General features: G+C 37.0%; 11 protein-coding genes. 8 read left to right on the top strand and 3 right to left on the bottom strand.

Annotated elements, in window-relative coordinates:
* Window positions 1-8 precede the first annotated feature (8 nt).
* Window positions 9-1079 carry a mechanosensitive ion channel family protein gene (locus VBZ51_RS05000; protein WP_416576244.1) on the bottom strand — a complete coding sequence of 357 codons (1071 nt, stop codon included), beginning with the start codon at window positions 1077-1079 and terminating at the stop codon, window positions 9-11.
* A 176-nt stretch (window positions 1080-1255) separates the two neighbouring features.
* Between VBZ51_RS05000 and hemH the strand changes: the two genes are divergently transcribed.
* The 4 genes from hemH to VBZ51_RS04980 all read left to right on the top strand — a co-directional run bounded on the left by hemH (window position 1256) and on the right by VBZ51_RS04980 (window position 4738).
* A complete protein-coding gene (gene hemH / locus VBZ51_RS04995; RefSeq protein ID WP_416576243.1) occupies window positions 1256-2299 on the top strand; it encodes a ferrochelatase in 1044 nt (347 codons plus the stop codon).
* Window positions 2300-2328: 29 nt separating this feature from the next.
* Window positions 2329-3102: a DUF3050 domain-containing protein gene (locus VBZ51_RS04990; RefSeq protein ID WP_416576242.1), complete on the top strand. Its 774-nt coding sequence runs from the start codon at window positions 2329-2331 to the stop codon at window positions 3100-3102.
* A 49-nt stretch (window positions 3103-3151) separates the two neighbouring features.
* Complete coding sequence (locus VBZ51_RS04985) at window positions 3152-4528, top strand: MATE family efflux transporter (RefSeq protein ID WP_416576241.1); 1377 nt, start codon at window positions 3152-3154, stop codon at window positions 4526-4528.
* A gap of 69 nt (window positions 4529-4597) precedes the next feature.
* Window positions 4598-4738, top strand: a complete 141-nt coding sequence (locus tag VBZ51_RS04980) for a hypothetical protein (RefSeq protein ID WP_416576240.1) — start codon at window positions 4598-4600, stop codon at window positions 4736-4738.
* A gap of 1 nt (window position 4739) precedes the next feature.
* Here the strand turns inward: VBZ51_RS04980 and VBZ51_RS04975 are convergent, their stop codons facing one another.
* Window positions 4740-6044 (bottom strand): alpha/beta hydrolase family protein, encoded by a 1305-nt coding sequence (locus tag VBZ51_RS04975; protein ID WP_416576239.1) that lies wholly within the window; start codon window positions 6042-6044, stop codon window positions 4740-4742.
* Window positions 6045-6316: 272 nt separating this feature from the next.
* Here VBZ51_RS04975 and VBZ51_RS04970 point away from each other — a divergent pair, with 272 nt between their 5' ends.
* From VBZ51_RS04970 to VBZ51_RS04955, 4 genes are all read left to right on the top strand, one after another.
* Window positions 6317-9460: a WD40/YVTN/BNR-like repeat-containing protein gene (locus VBZ51_RS04970; protein ID WP_416576238.1), complete on the top strand. Its 3144-nt coding sequence runs from the start codon at window positions 6317-6319 to the stop codon at window positions 9458-9460.
* Between the two features lie 155 nt (window positions 9461-9615).
* The gene (locus VBZ51_RS04965; RefSeq protein ID WP_416576237.1) at window positions 9616-12741 is read left to right on the top strand and encodes a VPS10 domain-containing protein; all 3126 of its coding nucleotides are present in this window, start codon (window positions 9616-9618) and stop codon (window positions 12739-12741) included.
* Window positions 12742-12870: 129 nt separating this feature from the next.
* The gene (locus VBZ51_RS04960; protein WP_416576236.1) at window positions 12871-13422 is read left to right on the top strand and encodes a CopD family protein; all 552 of its coding nucleotides are present in this window, start codon (window positions 12871-12873) and stop codon (window positions 13420-13422) included.
* Between the two features lie 91 nt (window positions 13423-13513).
* Entirely contained in the window at window positions 13514-14512 is a 999-nt protein-coding gene (locus VBZ51_RS04955) for an alpha/beta fold hydrolase (protein WP_416576235.1), read from the top strand.
* Between the two features lie 68 nt (window positions 14513-14580).
* Here VBZ51_RS04955 and VBZ51_RS04950 read toward each other — a convergent pair whose 3' ends face one another.
* Window positions 14581-17829, bottom strand: a complete 3249-nt coding sequence (locus VBZ51_RS04950) for a two-component regulator propeller domain-containing protein (RefSeq protein ID WP_416576234.1) — start codon at window positions 17827-17829, stop codon at window positions 14581-14583.
* Window positions 17830-17837 lie beyond the last annotated feature (8 nt).

The following is a 17837-nucleotide window of genomic DNA, read 5'->3' as shown; positions in this document are numbered from 1 at the left end:
AAGCTAAATTATGAATTGTTATTTTCATCCGTAGATTTTTCCAACAAAACCCTGTTCTTGGCTATACTCTCAGGATAATTTTTCTGTAAAAAAGTTATGAGCTTTTCACGTACATGAACACGTAGATCCCAAGCTGTGGGCGAATCTTTGGCACTCATAAGGGCTCTTATTTCTACACAATTTTGTTTGCTATCGGTTACTTGAAGTACATTGACCTCTTTGTCCCATAAATCTGTACTTTTTAAAATCTTGGTCAGTTCTTCACGCAAGGCATCAAAAGGTACAGTATAGTCGGTATAAAGAAAAACGGTTCCTAAAATATCAGATGAGGTTTTGGTCCAGTTTTGAAATGGTTTTTCAATAAAATACGTAGTGGGCACGATCAACCTTCGCTTGTCCCAAATTTTTACTACGACATAGGTCAATGTTATTTCCTCAATTCGTCCCCATTCACCTTCTACAATGACCACATCATCAATTTTTATGGGTTGCGCAATGGCAATTTGAATACCTGCCAAAACGGTGCCTATCATTTTTTGTGCTGAAAAACCTATAATAATACCAGCAACACCTGCAGAGGCAAAAATACTGACACCCAGCTCACGTATACTTTCAAAGCTCATAAGAACTGCGCCAATGGCCAATATAATGATGGTAAAAATAAATATACGTTCCAGTATGTTGAACTGTGTGTAGATTTTTCGGGCTTTCAAATTATTTTCTACGTGAACATCATAGTTACTGACAATTACAGTTTTTATAATCTTTAATAAATTGAGCAACAACCAGGTTAAAGATGCAATAAAGAGAATAGTACTTGTTTTCTTAAACCAGTAATCATGCTCTTCTAATTGTAATAAAGTTCGTATAGACTCCGATCGCAACCAAATCGAGAATATGATCAAGAAAATGGGTCTACTAATTTTTTTGAATGCTCCGTTTGGTAGTAGATATTTAGGGTCTTTACCATATTTTTTGATGAAAAAGGAAATGACCCAATAGGCAATTAGAACGCCAAGGGTAGAAGCTATAAAGAAGTAAAGTGCACTTTTTGGTACCGTATCAAAAAAAGTATTCATATAAAATGGGTTATAGATCTCTATGCTCTACAACTTACTAAAACAAAATAACACTAAAAATTTATTGGCCTGTTATTAGTTTGCTTTATGGAAGTATAGAAAAACTATTGTCAAAAATTAAAATATCATCTATGTTCAAGTGTTATTTTTGCATTTGAAAAATAAACACATACGCTATGAAAGGAGTTTTATTGGTTAATTTAGGATCGCCTGATAGTCCTACCCCAAAAGATGTTAAGCCTTATTTAGATGAATTTTTAATGGATGAGCGCGTAATAGATGCGCCCAAATGGCTAAGAACAATTTTGGTAAGGGGAATTATTTTACAGACCAGACCAAAAAAATCTGCTGAGGCCTATGCTAAAATTTGGTGGGAAGAAGGTTCTCCTTTAATTGTAATCTCTGAACGATTTACCAATAAATTAAAGACAGAGACCAAAATGCCAGTTGCCTTGGGTATGCGCTATGGCACCATGACCATTAAAAACGCCATGCAAGAATTAAAGGATAAAGGTGTGGATGATGTGCTTTTAGTACCACTTTACCCTCATTATGCCATGTCTAGTTTTGAAACGGTAGTGGTAAAGGTACTTGAAGAGCAAGAAGCTTCATTTCCTGGAATGAAAATAACTACCTTGCCTGCTTTCTATAAACATCCGGAGTTTATCAAAGTGTTATCGGAAAGTATTAAAGACGGGCTGGAAGGCTTTGATTACGACCACGTTTTATTCTCTTACCACGGTATTCCAGAACGCCATATCCGTAAGAACGATCCAACCAGTTTTCACTGTAAAATAGATGGTTCATGTTGTAATGTTAATTCCGTAGCTCATAATACCTGTTATAGACACCAAGTTTATGACACAACCAAAATGGTCAAGGAATATTTAGGGTTACAAGAAGAACAAGTGAGTACTTCTTTTCAGTCGCGTTTGGCGGGTGACCCATGGCTAAAGCCTTATACCGATTATGAGTTTGAACGATTGGCGAAAGAAGGCAAGAAGAAATTGGCTGTTATTACTCCCGCTTTCGTGAGCGATTGTCTTGAAACGTTAGAAGAAATAGCTATGGAAGGCAAAGAACAGTTTTTAGAAGCTGGTGGAGCTGACTACAAACATATACCTTGTATGAACGATAATGATGCTTGGGTAAAGGTCATGGCCAAATGGGTCAATGATTGGGAAGAGACCAATAAGTTAGATGTTGCTCCAAGCACATAAATTTTAATAACTCTAAGAAAATCACCGCTATGAAAATCGAAGAAATAGAAATTATATTAGAGCCTTTAAGAGAGCAATTAAGAAATCATGTCCTTTATAACAAATTAAAGTCTGTTGAGGATATCCAAATATTCATGGAAAGCCATGTATATGCCGTATGGGATTTTATGTCGCTCTTGAAAGCGTTACAAATTAACCTTACCTGCACAACATTACCGTGGAAACCGGTAAAGAATACAAATACCGCTCGGTTTATTAATGAGATTGTTTTAGAAGAAGAAACAGACGTAAACGAATTGGGAGCATTAAAAAGTCACTATGAAATGTACTTGGATGCTATGGTAGAAGTAGGTGCGGATACTAGTAAAATAACCGATTTCCTAAGTAAAATTGATTCGCTTGATACGGTTTTAGCAACAATTGGTAATGCCAATTTAAATGATGCCGTACAATCATTTTTGTCATTTACTTATAAAACGATACAAACACAAGAACCACATAAAATTGCAGCTGCATTTACTTTTGGTAGGGAAGATTTAATACCTGATATGTTCTTGAAAATTGTAGATCAGGCTGGTGATAATACATACCCTAAATTAGAATACTACCTAAGAAGGCATATAGAATTGGATGGGGATGAACACGGTCCGCTTTCATTAAAAATGATTCAAGAATTGTGTGGTGATAATGAAGACAAATGGCACGAGGTGTTAGAATGTTCAGAAAAAGCATTAAAAGAGCGCATTAATTTGTGGGATCATATTGCAGATTCCATTGTTAAGAACCAAGCATCAGTAGTGTAGCGCCGTTATTTCTTTTAAGAATGAAAAATAAAAGTTAAAACTCAATGCAATGGCAAACGTTTCCGCAGAACAATTAGGAACGGAATCAATATCTAGTTTGCTTATAAAACAAGCATTGCCTGCCAGTATCGGTATTTTGGTAATGTCACTCAATGTACTTGTAGATTCTATCTTCGTTGGTAATTGGATAGGGTCCATTGCTATTGCAGCTATAAACGTAGTTTTACCCATTTCTTTTTTTATAGGAGCTTTAGGTATGGCCATTGGTATTGGCGGTGCCAGTATTATTTCAAGGGCCTTGGGTGCCGGAAATAAAGAAAAGGCATTACGCACTTTTGGTAATCAAATTTCATTTACCATTTTGATCACCACAACAATGGTTGCCCTAGGGCTTACTTTTGTAGATACCCTAATCCCTGCATTTGGCGGTAAGGGCTCTATTTTTGAGTTGGCTAAAATCTATTATGTTATTGTACTGTATGGTGTCCCTTTCTTGGGTCTTAATATGATGGGCAATAATGTGATCCGATCGGAAGGCAAACCCAAATTTGCCATGATCGCCATGATAATTCCGTCAATCGGGAATTTGATTTTGGATTATTTGCTTATTAACGTGATGGATTACGGTATGGAAGGAGCCGCTTGGGCCACAACCATAAGTTACTTGCTATGTTTTCTATACATCGTTTATTTTTTTCTGTCCCATAATTCAGAATTAAAACTGAGTCCAAAATATGTACGCATCAAGTTTTCAATAATCAAGGAAATAAGCTCACTTGGGATGGTGACCCTTTCTCGACAGGCTGTAGTGAGCGTAATTTATCTATTGATGAATAATATTCTTTTTGATTTGGGAGGTGAGGCAATGGTAGCGGTATATGCTATTATCGGTAGAATGTTAATGTTCGCACTTTTTCCGGTATTCGGTGTCACACAAGGCTTTTTGCCCATTGCAGGGTTTAATTATGGTGCTGAAAAGTACGATAGGGTAAAAGAATCTATATACACCGCTATAAAATATGCGGCAATATTGGCAACAATCGTTTTCGCCGGACTCATGATTTTTCCTGCGGAAATAGCCGGACTCTTTTTGAGCCATAAACCAAATATGAGCGAATTGGAATTGGCAACCAATGCATTTGTTTTGGAGAATACCCCTTCTGCCATGCGATGGGTATTTGCCGCTACTCCCATTATTGCCTTACAGCTTATTGGTGCGGCATACTTTCAAGCCATAGGAAAAGCTGTGCCGGCATTGTTATTGACCTTATGTCGACAAGGGTTCTTCTTTATTCCCTTAATACTGATCCTACCAAATTTTCTAGGCGAACTAGGTGTTTGGATTTCCTTCCCCATTGCAGATGTACTTGCAACCATTGTTACGGGGTATTTTTTGAAAAAGGAAATTGATAAGAATTTGGTTTAATTCAATAGTAAATCAAACCTTACAAAACATATTCCGTAAGTAGCGTTAGAAACGCTAAATAATACGAATATGATTTTTATCTTATCACAATTCATTGCGGTTGCCATATTTCTATTGGTATGGAAATTGAAAGAGTTGATTTCCAATCAAAACACATATATGAAGCTGCTAAAGGAAGAAGTTCCTAAAGCAGCTAAATTGAGAAATTAGGTTAGTTTGCAGGTTGTGCATGTAACAACTCCATTCCGGTAGATGACCTAGGTTTAAAACCTGTCCAGTCTTTTTCGTTGGAATCTTCCTGAACTTCTAAAAACTTGGTGTTGACTTGGTTTTTTAAATGCTTACCTATGAAGGCAGTTACAAAATGCTGGTTTATATTGTTCATTTTGCGCTGATCCCAAGATGGCTCTGCGTATCTGTAATATTCATCTATATGTAGACCTGGTGCCAAAGCTTCTGCTGGTGGTGGGTTAGGGGCTACATTATGTCTCGCATTCATATAGGTCAGCAAATAACGGTCGGCATTTACTGCACCTTCGTATATGGCTTTAATTCCCTTTTCATAACCAGAGATATCATCTTGGCTGCCGGCAATAAAGAAAGTAGGGGTTTTTAATCCTTTTAATCCTTCGGCATCCCAAACACCACGTTCCATTCCCCATGGTGCAAATGCTACGATTGCCTTAATTCTAGCATCGGTCATTTTTTCGTATGCAGCATTTCCGGCTGTATGTACTGAGATTGCAGTGCTGCCACCGGTCATTCCTGTAAAGAATTGTGCCAGACCAGCGCTATAACCGGCCCCGCCAACATTTAATACGCCGTAGCCTCCCATGGAGTACCCTATAATTGCGGTATTGTTAGCGTCTACTGCACCTTCTAAATTATTTTTAGAGCCTTTTGCACCCATTTTTTCCATTTCATTGATTACAAAACGAATATCCTTTGGTCTATTCAATAATGTGCTTTGAAATGCATTGGCGTCTTTGAAAGTAGAATCGGTATGATCTATGGCGGCAACGATATACCCTTTAGATGCGAGGTTTTCGGTTAAATAGGTCATTAAGTATCTAGAGCCAACATAACCGTGAGAAACAACAACCAAAGGAAATTTATTTCCGGTCTTTGGTGTGGCATCTCTGTATGCGCGTCCCTTAAAGGAAAATGGAGTTAAAGGTCTTAACGAATCTCCCCTAGTCCCCATGACTTCATCATATACAACGGTTTTAGCATCGTCGCCTACATTGGCAGGATACCAAACTTCAATCGTAATTGGTCTGTCATACGTTGGGTCGTTACCTTCTTTTGAATTTAAAATATCTACTTGGTTGGGGTTAACAAGGTTTACCGTCTTTACACCTACCTTATATTCCCCTCTGGCACTTAGTTCTGGTGCATCTGGTAATTGGTCTCCGTAAAGAAAATCATTGGTTTGGGCATTAACCGTATTTATTGTCAATCCGTTGAATAGAATGGCAATTAACGATGCCGAAAATAATAGTGTTTTAAATTTCATAATTGTTAGTTTGTTGCTCTAAATATAAGAATACTTTAATTGTTCGCATATTTTATTGTTAATGTTACAGAACCGATTTTTTTACTTTCTGGGAATACTTAATTATTTAAATAGGAATAGTTGCCCTTCTTTTTAAAGATTGAATTTATAAATGCCTAGTAAATTTTCATTTTGATAATAATACTGTTCTAGAGATGCTAATAAAATCTTAAAATCAACATTTGCTCAACTAATTGTTTAATTTTAGAGAAGACTAACTTCAAACTATCAAAATGAAAAAGCACCTTACCAATGCTGGCATACTCTTGCTGGCATGTTTGCTATTGCCGTTATCGGTACTATCTCAAAGAAGAAACAAATCACAAAGTACTTTACCGACCTACCCAGAAGAATTATATTCTAGTTTAGATTATAGATTAATAGGTCCGTTTCGTGGTGGCCGTTCTGCAGCAGTAACTGGAGTACCAGGGAAACCCAATTTATTTTACTTTGGCGCAGCTGGTGGCGGAGTATGGAAAACACTGGATGGCGGCCGTACTTGGGATAATATTTCCGATGGATATTTTGGTGGAAGCATTGGAGCCGTAGAAGTTGCAAAAAGCGACCCTAATGTCATTTATGTTGGTGGTGGTGAAAAAACCTTAAGAGGTAATGTATCTTCTGGTTACGGAGTGTGGAAAACCGAGGATGGCGGTAAAACATGGGCTACCGCCGGATTGGAAAAAAGCAGGCACGTACCTCGTCTTCGCGTGCACCCTACAGATTATAATACAGTTTATGCTGCTGTGCTTGGTGATATCTATAAACCAACAAAAGACCGTGGTATATATAAAAGTACCGATGGTGGAAAAAATTGGAAGCAGGTACTTTTTGTAAACGAACAGGCCGGTGCGGTAGATCTGACTTTTGATCCTAACAACCCAAGAATATTATATGCATCTACATGGCATGCACAACGTACACCTTACAGTTTAATTAGTGGTGGCGATGGTTCTGCACTTTGGAAAAGTATGGATAGTGGTGAGACCTGGACAGAGATTTCCAAGAATGATGGTTTTCCTACCGATACTTTAGGTATTATAGGAGTAGCTGTTTCGCCAAAAAACTCGGAAAAAGTTTGGGCAATTGTTGAAAACAAAGATAAAGGTGGATTATATCGTTCAGAAAATGGAGGTAAAACATGGTCTCTTGTAAATGAAGAACGTAAAATTCGTCAGCGCGCATGGTATTACACTAGAGTGTATGCCGATACTCAAGATGAAGATGTTGTTTATGTGCTGAATGTAAACTACCATAAGTCTACCGATGGTGGTAAAACGTTCAATACCTTCAATGCTCCGCATGGGGATCACCATGATCTGTGGATTTCTCCTGAAAATTCTCGACGTATGATCATTGGTGATGATGGTGGTGCACAAATTTCCTATGATGGCGGAGAAACGTGGAGTACCTACTACAATCAGCCCACAGCTCAATTTTATAGGGTCACTACGGACAATTCTTTCCCGTATAGAATTTATGTGGCACAACAAGATAATTCAACCTTGCGGATAGAGCATAGAAGTGATGGTCGTACTATTGATGATAACAACTGGGAGGAAACTGCAGGAGGTGAGTCTGCATGGATTGCCGTAGACCCAACCAATGATGATATTGTATACGGTGGTAGTTATGACGGATTTCTAACTCGTGTTAATCATGAAACGGGTTCTGTAAGAGGAGTCAATGTATGGCCGGACAATCCTATGGGAGCCGGAGCAGAAGCAATGAAGTACCGTTTTCAATGGAACTTCCCTATTCTGTTCAGTAGACATAATCCTAAGAAACTATATACCTTCTCCAATTATGTGCATGTAACGGAAAACGAAGGCCAAAGCTGGGAAGTTATAAGTGGTGACCTTACAAGAAATGACCCTACAAAATTAGGTTCAAGTGGCGGTCCTATTACTCAAGATAATACCAGTGTTGAATATTACTGTACCATTTTTACGGCAAACGAGAGTCCTTTAAAAGAAGGTTTGCTTTGGGTAGGTAGTGATGATGGATTAATACATGTTTCAAAAGATGCCGGTGCAACGTGGGAAAATGTAACTCCGCCGAATATGCCAGAGTGGAATATGATCAATAGTATTGAACCTTCTAATTTTGAGGAGGGTACCTGCTATGTTGCGGCAACGAGATATAAGCTGGGCGATTTTCAACCCTACCTTTATAAAACAACGGACTATGGTAAAACATGGTCAAAAATAACGAACGGTATACCTGCTGAACATTTCACAAGGGTGCTTCGTGAAGATCCTAAAAAGAAAGGTTTGTTATATGCCGGTACAGAAACCGGTATGTATGTTTCGTTCAACGACGGGGCAAGCTGGTCTTCTTTTCAAATGAATTTGCCAATTGTGCCAATTACGGATTTAACGATCAAAGATGATAACCTAATAGTAGCTACACAAGGTAGAAGTCTATGGATTATTGATGACCTTACTGTTTTACATCAGTTAGATGAATCTAAGAAAAGTGCAAGTACTGTATTGTTTAAGCCAAAGGATTCTTATAGAACTAAGGGTATGGCAGCTAAAAAGCCCTCCAAAACATCAGGACAGAATTTGGAGAACGGTGTAATTACCCATTTCTTACTTAAAAATTACTCAGAAAAAGATACGGTTCAGCTTACCTATACCAATATGGTAGGTGATACCTTGGCGAACTATAGTTCTATCGCAAAGAAAAAAGAGGAGAAGCTAAACCTTAAAAAAGGCGGGAATACTTTTGTTTGGAATACGCGAGGTAAAGGAGCTACCAAATTGGAAGGTATGATTTTCTGGTGGGCTAGTTTTGACGGGGCAAAAGCAGTGCCTGGTGATTATAAAGTGCATTTGAACGTAAACGGCGGCAATAGTAGCGAAACGTTTACCATTTTGCCAGACCCAAGAGCGGAAAGTTCAGTGGCAGAAATGCAACAGCAATACGATTTTATTACCGATATCAATACTACCATTGAAAATGCGCATCAATCTATAAAGAAGATTAGAGATGTTACCAAGCAACTGAATTCATTTACGGAGCAGTATAAAGATGACGCCAGAACCAAGGATTTGATCGAAAAGGCAAAAGTGATGAAAGAGAAACTTGGTGAGGTAGAGAAGGCGCTATATCAGACCAAAAATAGAAGTAGACAAGATCCTTTGAACTTCCCTATTAAGTTGACCAATAAATTAGGACATTTGAACAGTTTGGTTTCTATAGGGGACTTTCCACCAACTGAACAAGATATTGCCGTAAAGAATGAACTAACGGCTAAGATCAATAAAGAGCTTCAAATTTTTAACGAGGTAATATCATCAGAACTTAAAGAATTCAACAAAGGCTTCAATGAATTGAACTTGAACTATTTGTTTATTGATGACAGTAAGTAAGGTTCAAAACTGTCATTTCGAGTGAATTTTTGAAGTATGAAAAAATTAGTATCGAGAAACCTTTTGTGTTCCCAATGGTTCTCGATACATTTTTTCTTTAGGCTTTACAGAACAGACAATTTAGAATATCACAAATAACCACCGAACTACCACACATGAAAAAACAATTACTCTGCTTTGTAACGATACTGGCAACGACCTTAACTTTTGCACAAACTGCCAATGATTACTTTGAACCTTTAAAATTTAGAAATATTGGTCCGTTCAGGGGTGGACGTTCGGTAACTGCTACGGGCGTTATTGGTGACCCAATGACGTATTATATGGGTACGACAGGTGGCGGAGTTTGGAAAACAGAATCTGCAGGGCAACGGTGGGAAAATATTTCTGATGGATATTTTGAAATGGGTTCCGTTGGTGCTGTTTCGGTATCGGGATCTAACCCTAATATTGTGTATGTTGGTATGGGTGAACATGCGCCACGAGGGGTAATGACCTCTTACGGAGACGGTGTATTTAAATCTACGGATGCCGGAAAAACATGGAAGAAAATGGGACTTGAAAAAACTCAGCATATATCACGAATTATCATCCACCCGACAAATCCAGATATTGTTTATGTTGCCGCGCAAGGAGCTCTATTTGAAGGCAATGCCGAACGTGGTATCTATAAATCTACAGATGGAGGCAAAACGTGGAAAAATACGTTGTTCGTAAACAACTTAACCGGTGCTTCTGAACTGTCTATGGATGCCAATTATCCAGAAATTATGTACGCTGCCATGTGGGAACATCAACGTATGCCCAATATGGTGGTGAGTGGCGGACCCGGTAGTGGACTTTATAAATCTACCGATGCAGGTGAAACATGGCAAAAAATACATAAAGGATTACCTGAGGAAAAAGGGAAAATGGCTATTGCCGTTAGTCCGTCTAATTCCGATAAGGTATATGCATTAATTGAAAGTGATTCCAATGCGGACAAAGGTGGTCTGTTCGTTTCAAATGATGCTGGGGAATCTTGGAGTATGGTCAGTGGCGATAATCGTTTGGTACAACGGGCATGGTATTACATAGAGGTTTTTGTAGACCCTAATGATGAAGATACCGTTTATGTGTTGAGTGCTCCTGCTTTACGATCAGAAGATGGTGGTAAAACCTGGGAGGATCTAGATGTTGCACATGGCGATACACACGATTTGTGGATCAACCCTAATAACTCTAAAAATATGATCTTGGCAGATGACGGTGGTGCATCTATTTCCTTTGATTATGCTAAAACGTGGTCTACACAGAACAATATGCCAACAGCACAGTTTTATAGAATTAGTGTAGACAATCTATTTCCATATAATATTTATGGTGGTCAACAGGATAATACCTCTGTAAAAATTGCAAGTTTATCTACAGGTAGCGGTAGTATTACGACAAGGGATTGGACCGATTCTGCCGGTGGTGAAAGTGCTTTTTTGGCATTTGACCCAGATAACCCAAGGTATGTTATGGGCGGTCAATATTTAGGTACTGTTGAGGTAATGGATATGGTGTCAAAATCGGCTACCCAAATTATGCAAGCGCCTATTCAGTATTTAGGTCGCGAGGCTAGGGACATGAAATACTTGTTCAATTGGAACGCCCCAATTATAGCTTCGGTACATGAACCTGGAACTTTTTATCATGGTGCCCAATATGTTTTTAAAACTACGGATATGGGTAAAACCTGGGATATTATTTCGCCAGACCTTACGCGTGATATCGATGCAAAACAAGGAAATGGTGGAGGTCCGTATACCAATGAAGCTGTTGGTGCGGAAAATTACGGTACGTTGGCATATATCTTGGAATCCCCACACGAAAAAGGATATATATGGACCGGAAGTGATGACGGATTGGTGCATTTGACCAAAAACGGTGGCGAAACTTGGGAGAACGTTACCCCTAAAGGGTTAAAGGAATGTTTGATCAATGCCATTGAAGTTTCTCCGCATGATCCGGCTACGGCTTATATTGCTACCACAAGGTATAAGTTTAATGACTACACGCCTGGTTTCTATAAAACAACCAATTATGGCAAAACATGGACGGCAATAAACTCCGGGATTCCGCACGGCGCATTTACCCGGGTAGTTCGTGAAGATGAGTTTAAGAAAGACCTGTTATATGCAGGTACCGAAAAAGGAATATATGCATCATGGAACGGAGGTAAATCTTGGGAGCCTTTTCAATTGAATTTGCCAAAAACCCCTATTACCGATTTAAAAGTTCATAAAGGTGATTTAGTAGTGGCTACTTCTGGACGCTCGTTTTGGATTTTGGATGATATCATTGCCTTAGGTCAATATCAGCCATCTAAAAAAGGACTTCAGATGCTTAAGCCAAAAGAAGCTTATAACGGTTCTTGGGGCAGTCCTTTAAATGGTGATTCTTCAAAATTTACGGGCAGTGATCCTTTTGAAGGTATCAATCCTGCAAATGGTGTGGTATTGTATTATGAGCTTCCAAATTTAAAAGATAGTACGGCTATAACTTTGGAAATCACAGATGCTAAGGGAAAAATAATCAGAACCATTAGTTCCGAAAAAGATCCTTCTTACAAGCCTCATAATGGTGGTGGCGCTCCACCGGCACCGGTTTTAAGTAAAAATGAAGGTTTAAACCGTTTTGTTTGGGATATGAAATATCCTATCATGCCAGGTATACCAGATGTCTATATTGAAGCTGGGTTTTCAGGTCATAAGGTTTCTCCTGGTAGCTACACGTTTACGTTAAATGTTGATGGTCAAAAAGTGACTACTACGGGTATTATAAAAGAATTGCCTACCTATGAAACAAAACCTGGACAGTATGAAGAGTTCGATGTATTTATGACCGCTGCCGAAGCAGAATTGACCGTAATGCACAATATGGTCAATCAATTATATGCTGCTCAAAAAGAGTTGACCGCAATTTTAAAGAAAGTAACGGATCCAACAGTGAAATCTGCCGGTGAAAAACTATTGGCCGATATGAAAGCCTGGGATACTGAAATGGTGCAACGTAAATCCCAAGCTTATGATGATGTGGAGAACTTCCCTAATAAATTTACGGCTGAATATCTGTTCATGATCAACCAGACCAATAGCAGTATCCCCAGGTTGAATAAGTCTAGTATAGACAGAAAGACTGAATTAGACGCGCAATGGACGGGTCTAAAAGCTAGGGGAACTCAATTAAAGGATACGGCAATACCTAATTATAATAAAACCCTGTGGGATGCAGGAATTGGGGCAATAAGATTATAAAATACATTCAATCGACTTTTACTAACTTTGAATTTCTATAAGACTAGAAAAGAGAATTGAGCTTGAACTTGAGTTTTGCATTTGAACTTGTTTCTTGCTTCTTGAACTTGAGTTTGTTTTTATAATCCTATGTCAGAATATTACAATTATATAAAGTCCTTGCATCTCATCTTTGTAATCACATGGTTTGCAGGACTTTTTTATATACCTAGGTTATTTATTTACCACATTGAGGCGAATGCTAAACCATCACCTGAAAAAGAGATTCTTTCCAAACAGTTGAAGTTGATGACCAAACGCTTGTGGTATATTATTACATGGCCATCGGCGGTATTGGCAGTGTTCTTTGCTATTTGGTTGCTGGTCATTTATCCAGGATGGTTATCACAGCCTTGGATGCATGTTAAACTAGGTTTCGTGGTCCTATTGATTTTATATCACTTCAAAAACCATCAGATTTTCAAGAAGTTTCAACGCGATGATATTCACTATACTTCTAAATTTATGCGAATATGGAATGAAGGTGCTACGTTGATTTTGTTCGCCATTGTATTCTTGGTGATTTTAAAGAGTTCTTTTAATTGGATTTTCGGAGTAATAGGTATTATCGTTTTAGGTATCCTTTTAATGCTGGGCATAAGATTATACAAAAGGATTAGAAGTAAGAATCCAAATGCATAGAGCCATCACATTAACTTTTTTTAATATTAGTATAATTGATTTTAACACGTCCCCATAGATTTATTGCAGATCTTTGACTTTAAAGAAGTATATGAGAAATTTAATGGTAGTAGGGTTTGTGATTCTCTTTGTACAGTTCTCTAAAGCACAAACAGACAACTTAAAATGGCTAGATATTGAACTATCTAATTATGAATATCCTTATGAAGTTTCGGTTTTAAACTTAAAGGTTCAAGATCAAGATTTACAAATGTCCTATATGGATGTAAAACCTAGTCAGTATAACGGAAAAAACATTGTCCTTTTACATGGCAAGAATTTTAATGGAGCGTATTGGGAGACAACCATAAAGGCATTGACAAAAGAAGGGTACCGAGTTATAGTACCTGATCAAATCGGTTTTGGAAAGTCTACCAAACCTCTACATTTTCATTATACTTTTCAACAATTGGCACGTAATACAAAAGAGTTATTAGATACCTTAAACATAGATAAAACGGTAATTTTAGGTCATTCTATGGGTGGTATGCTAGCAACTAGATTTGCATTAATGTACCCGGAAACAACAGAGAAATTAGTTTTGGAAAACCCTATAGGACTTGAAGATTGGAAATTAAAAGTACCTTATAAACCAGTTGAATGGTGGTATGCCAATGAGCTTAAAAAAAGCTATGAAGGCATTAAAAATTACCAATTGGTAAATTATTATGATAATAAGTGGAAAGAAGATTACGATCAATGGGTTAATTTATTAGCCGGGTGGACTTTAAATTCTGATTATAAAAGAATTGCGTGGAATGCCGCTCTTACTTATGACATGATTTTTACTCAACCTGTAGTGTATGAATTTGAAAAGATTAAAGTTCCTACGCTTTTGATAATTGGAACAAGAGATCGTACGGCACTTGGCAAACCATTGGTTTCTGAAGAAGTAAGAAAAACTATGGGTTTATATGATACGTTGGGAAAAACAACAAAACAGAAAATTAAAAACGCTCAATTAGTTGAAATCGAAAATATTGGTCACTTACCACATATTGAGAAGTTTGAAAGTTTTATTGATCCGTTGATCAAGTTCATGAAAGAATAACGGTTTACTTTTGTTCATTACCAATTGAAGGTAAATAAATACACGTGTTGATGATTAGTTTCTTCACCTTAAGAAGTAAGATTCTTTTTGGCTTGTTTTGCAGCAATTTTTGCTTTTGGTAGTATGAGCTTAAAAGTGGTTCCTTTTCCTTTACCTTTTGACTCTGCGGTAATGGAGCCTCCATGTGATATGGCTATTTTTTTGATCATATAAAGACCAAGACCCGTACCTTCTACATTTTGGTGAAAACGCTCAAAAGGAGTAAACAATTTTTTTAAATCAGTTTTGCTTAGACCTGAACCGTTGTCGTGTACTAGAAAACTATTGGTTTCATCATGCTCTTCATAATCTACGATTATTTTAGGGTTTGGTTGGTCTCCCATGTATTTAACGGCATTATCTAAAAAGTTACCAAAGACTTGAATAATTCTATTACGATCCCCATATATGGGCGGTAAATCATTAGCTATAGTAAGGTTTATATTTTTCTTACCAAGTTTACTTTTAGTAAGATCTCTTGATAAATTTAAAATTTCATTGGTTTTCAGTAATTCGTTCCTATTTTCTATTTTTCCTAACCTGGCAATTTCAGTAATATCAGAAATCAACTCGTTCATGTTATTGCAAGAAACATCTATTAAGTTTAAATACTCTTCTACAAGTGGATGTTCTTCAATGGGCATCTCGGAAGGTATGAGACTTGCAAGCCCTTTAATATTGCTCAACGGACTCTTTAAATCATGGGATACTGCAAAAGTAAATCGCTGTATTTCTTGATTCATTGTTTCTAAATGGTCTGCAGCTTTTACAAGCTTATTTTTTTGGCATTGTAATTCATTAGTTCGCTCGGCTACTTTTAATTCTAACCTTCGTTGGTTTTTTTTGATGGTTCTTAATTTAATATAATGTGCAACATAGAATAACATTAGCAATAAGAAGACCATCAGTAGTTTAAACCACCAAGTTTGCCAATATGGAGGAGTTATTATAAGGGTTTTGCTGATTTCATTAGCTGTCCAAATACCATCTGAATTGGTAGATTTTATTTTTAATGTGTAATTACCAGGGTTTAGATTGGTATAGGTTGCGGTAGGTTTGTTACCTACATAATTCCATTCTTTTTCAAATCCTTCCAAATAGAAAGCATAATTGACACTTTCTGGATGTCTAAAAGTGAGTGCCTTAAAGTCAATATTAATAACAGATTGGTCATAACTAAAAATCAACGTATCTACTTGACTCACATTTTTTTTCAATACTCCAAACTCATCATTGGGCAGAACAGGTTTATTAAAAATCTTTAATCCTGATACAAAAAGAGTAAGCGTGTCTTTTCGCTTTTCAACATCTTTGGCTGTGAAAATGTTAAATCCGTTTATACCACCAAATACATATTCCCCCTTACTTGTGGTTAACGTAGAACTAGCAATAAATTCTTTGGCTTGTAGACCTTCATCAACATCATAATTTAAAAAATCGCCCGAGCAAGTGTCATATCTCGTAACTCCGTTTTCTGTACTTAACCATAAGTGGTTATACGTGTCATCAATAATACCCTTAATAGCATCGTTTCTAAGACCATCTACTTCAGTTATTGGTTTAAACGAGTCGCTTTCAGAATTATATTTGTTCAAGCCACCTTGGGTACCTACCCATATAGTGCCTTCGCTATCTTGAATAATGGTATTGACAAAATTATTACTCAAAGAATTGCTTGTACTATAATGTTTGCTTATCCAGTGATTTTCGTTTTTAGTTAATTTAAACAGTCCCGAATTTAAAGTGCCAATCCATATATGAGCTTCCTTGTCTTCAAAGATTTGATAAATTGATTTTACTTCAGCACCATCTATATCCGATATTAGTTTAATGTTTTCATGAGTGTTGGTTTCAGCGTCAAATACCTGCACTCCCGCAAAATAGTTTATGATCCAAATGCGCCCTCTTTTATCTTTTAAAAAATCGACTATAATGTTCGAGTTTAAAAACGAGTTTTCCGTATTGAGTTCCTTGTATTTCTTGGTTTTGGTATTGAATATGGTAATTCCATTGGTCCAAGTGCCAAGCCACAATTCATCTTCTTTATTCTGTAGTATAGATAGCACAACATCAGAATTCAATGTTTTGTTCTTTAATGAATAATGTTCAAAGGTGTCGGTGGTCCTTTTCCAATAATTGAGTCCTCCACCATCTGTGCCGATCCATAGATTGCCTTTAGGGTCTTCAATAAAACAATTGACCAATTTGTTGCTTAGCGATTTGGAGTTAAACGGATCTGTATTGATATGTTTGAACTTAAAATACTCAGGATCATAAAAATTGAGACCACTTTTATAGGGTGCTACCCACATAACGCCATTTCGGGTGCATAATAGTGACCAAATTGAATTTCCGGAAATTGAGCTGGGTTTAGAAACATTATACTCTAAATGTCTTTTAAACTCAAGCTCGTTAGAGTATATATATAGCCCATTGTTTTCAGTGCCTATCCAAAAGTCGTTATTTAAATTTTTAGCTAGTGAACGAATGCTAAATCCGGGACTAACCGGTTTTCTTTCCTTTTCAATTTCAGATGTAAGACTAACGTTTAGGCGAATTAATGAACCATTATTTGTTCCAAGTAATAACGTATTGTCATCAAGGACAATGGTAGAAATTATGTTTTCTATTTCTTGAACTTCGTTTAGAATTTCTAAATCGTTATTGGTGACAATGATATTGTATGATGAAATAATGAGCACTCTGTTGGCATCTAATTGCGCAATTTTGATAATTCTGTTTATTCTTGGGTTCGCAATATCCAAGTTATTATTTACCGGTAAATGCTTGAGGTTTCCGGTATTTTCATCGTATTTATAAATACCAGAAGATTCTGTGCCTAGCCATAAATTTCCATTTATTCTTTTAACCGATTGAAAACTGTGGTCTTTAATTTGTAGACCTTCATTTTTAAAAGGAAAAGGTGCTACGATATTTAAACTGCGGTTGAATACGTTTAAGCCTTGGTTGGTACCTATCAATAAATTTTCATCGTCTTCGTAAAGCTCAACTATATATTCATGACTAAGCCCTGTTTTGCCATCGGAACTCTTTGTGAAAATTTCAAAATCTTTACCATCGTATTTGTTTAATCCGTTACGCGTACCCACCCAGATAAAACCATACTTGTCTTCTAATAGCACAGTAGAAGAACTTTGTGACATGCCGTCTTGAATATGATGAAATTTTAGGGGTTCTAAATTTTGGGTATACGCATTCAAAGAGGATAGAACCAATAATATAAAGGCAAGATTTTTAGAAAAAGTATTGAAAATCATATAGGACC

It is taken from the genome of Maribacter sp. HS, assembly GCF_048059195.1.
GTDB lineage: Bacteria > Bacteroidota > Bacteroidia > Flavobacteriales > Flavobacteriaceae > Maribacter > Maribacter dokdonensis.
Note: the sequence above shows the minus strand (reverse complement) of the source record. Positions and strands in the feature narration are given on the sequence as shown.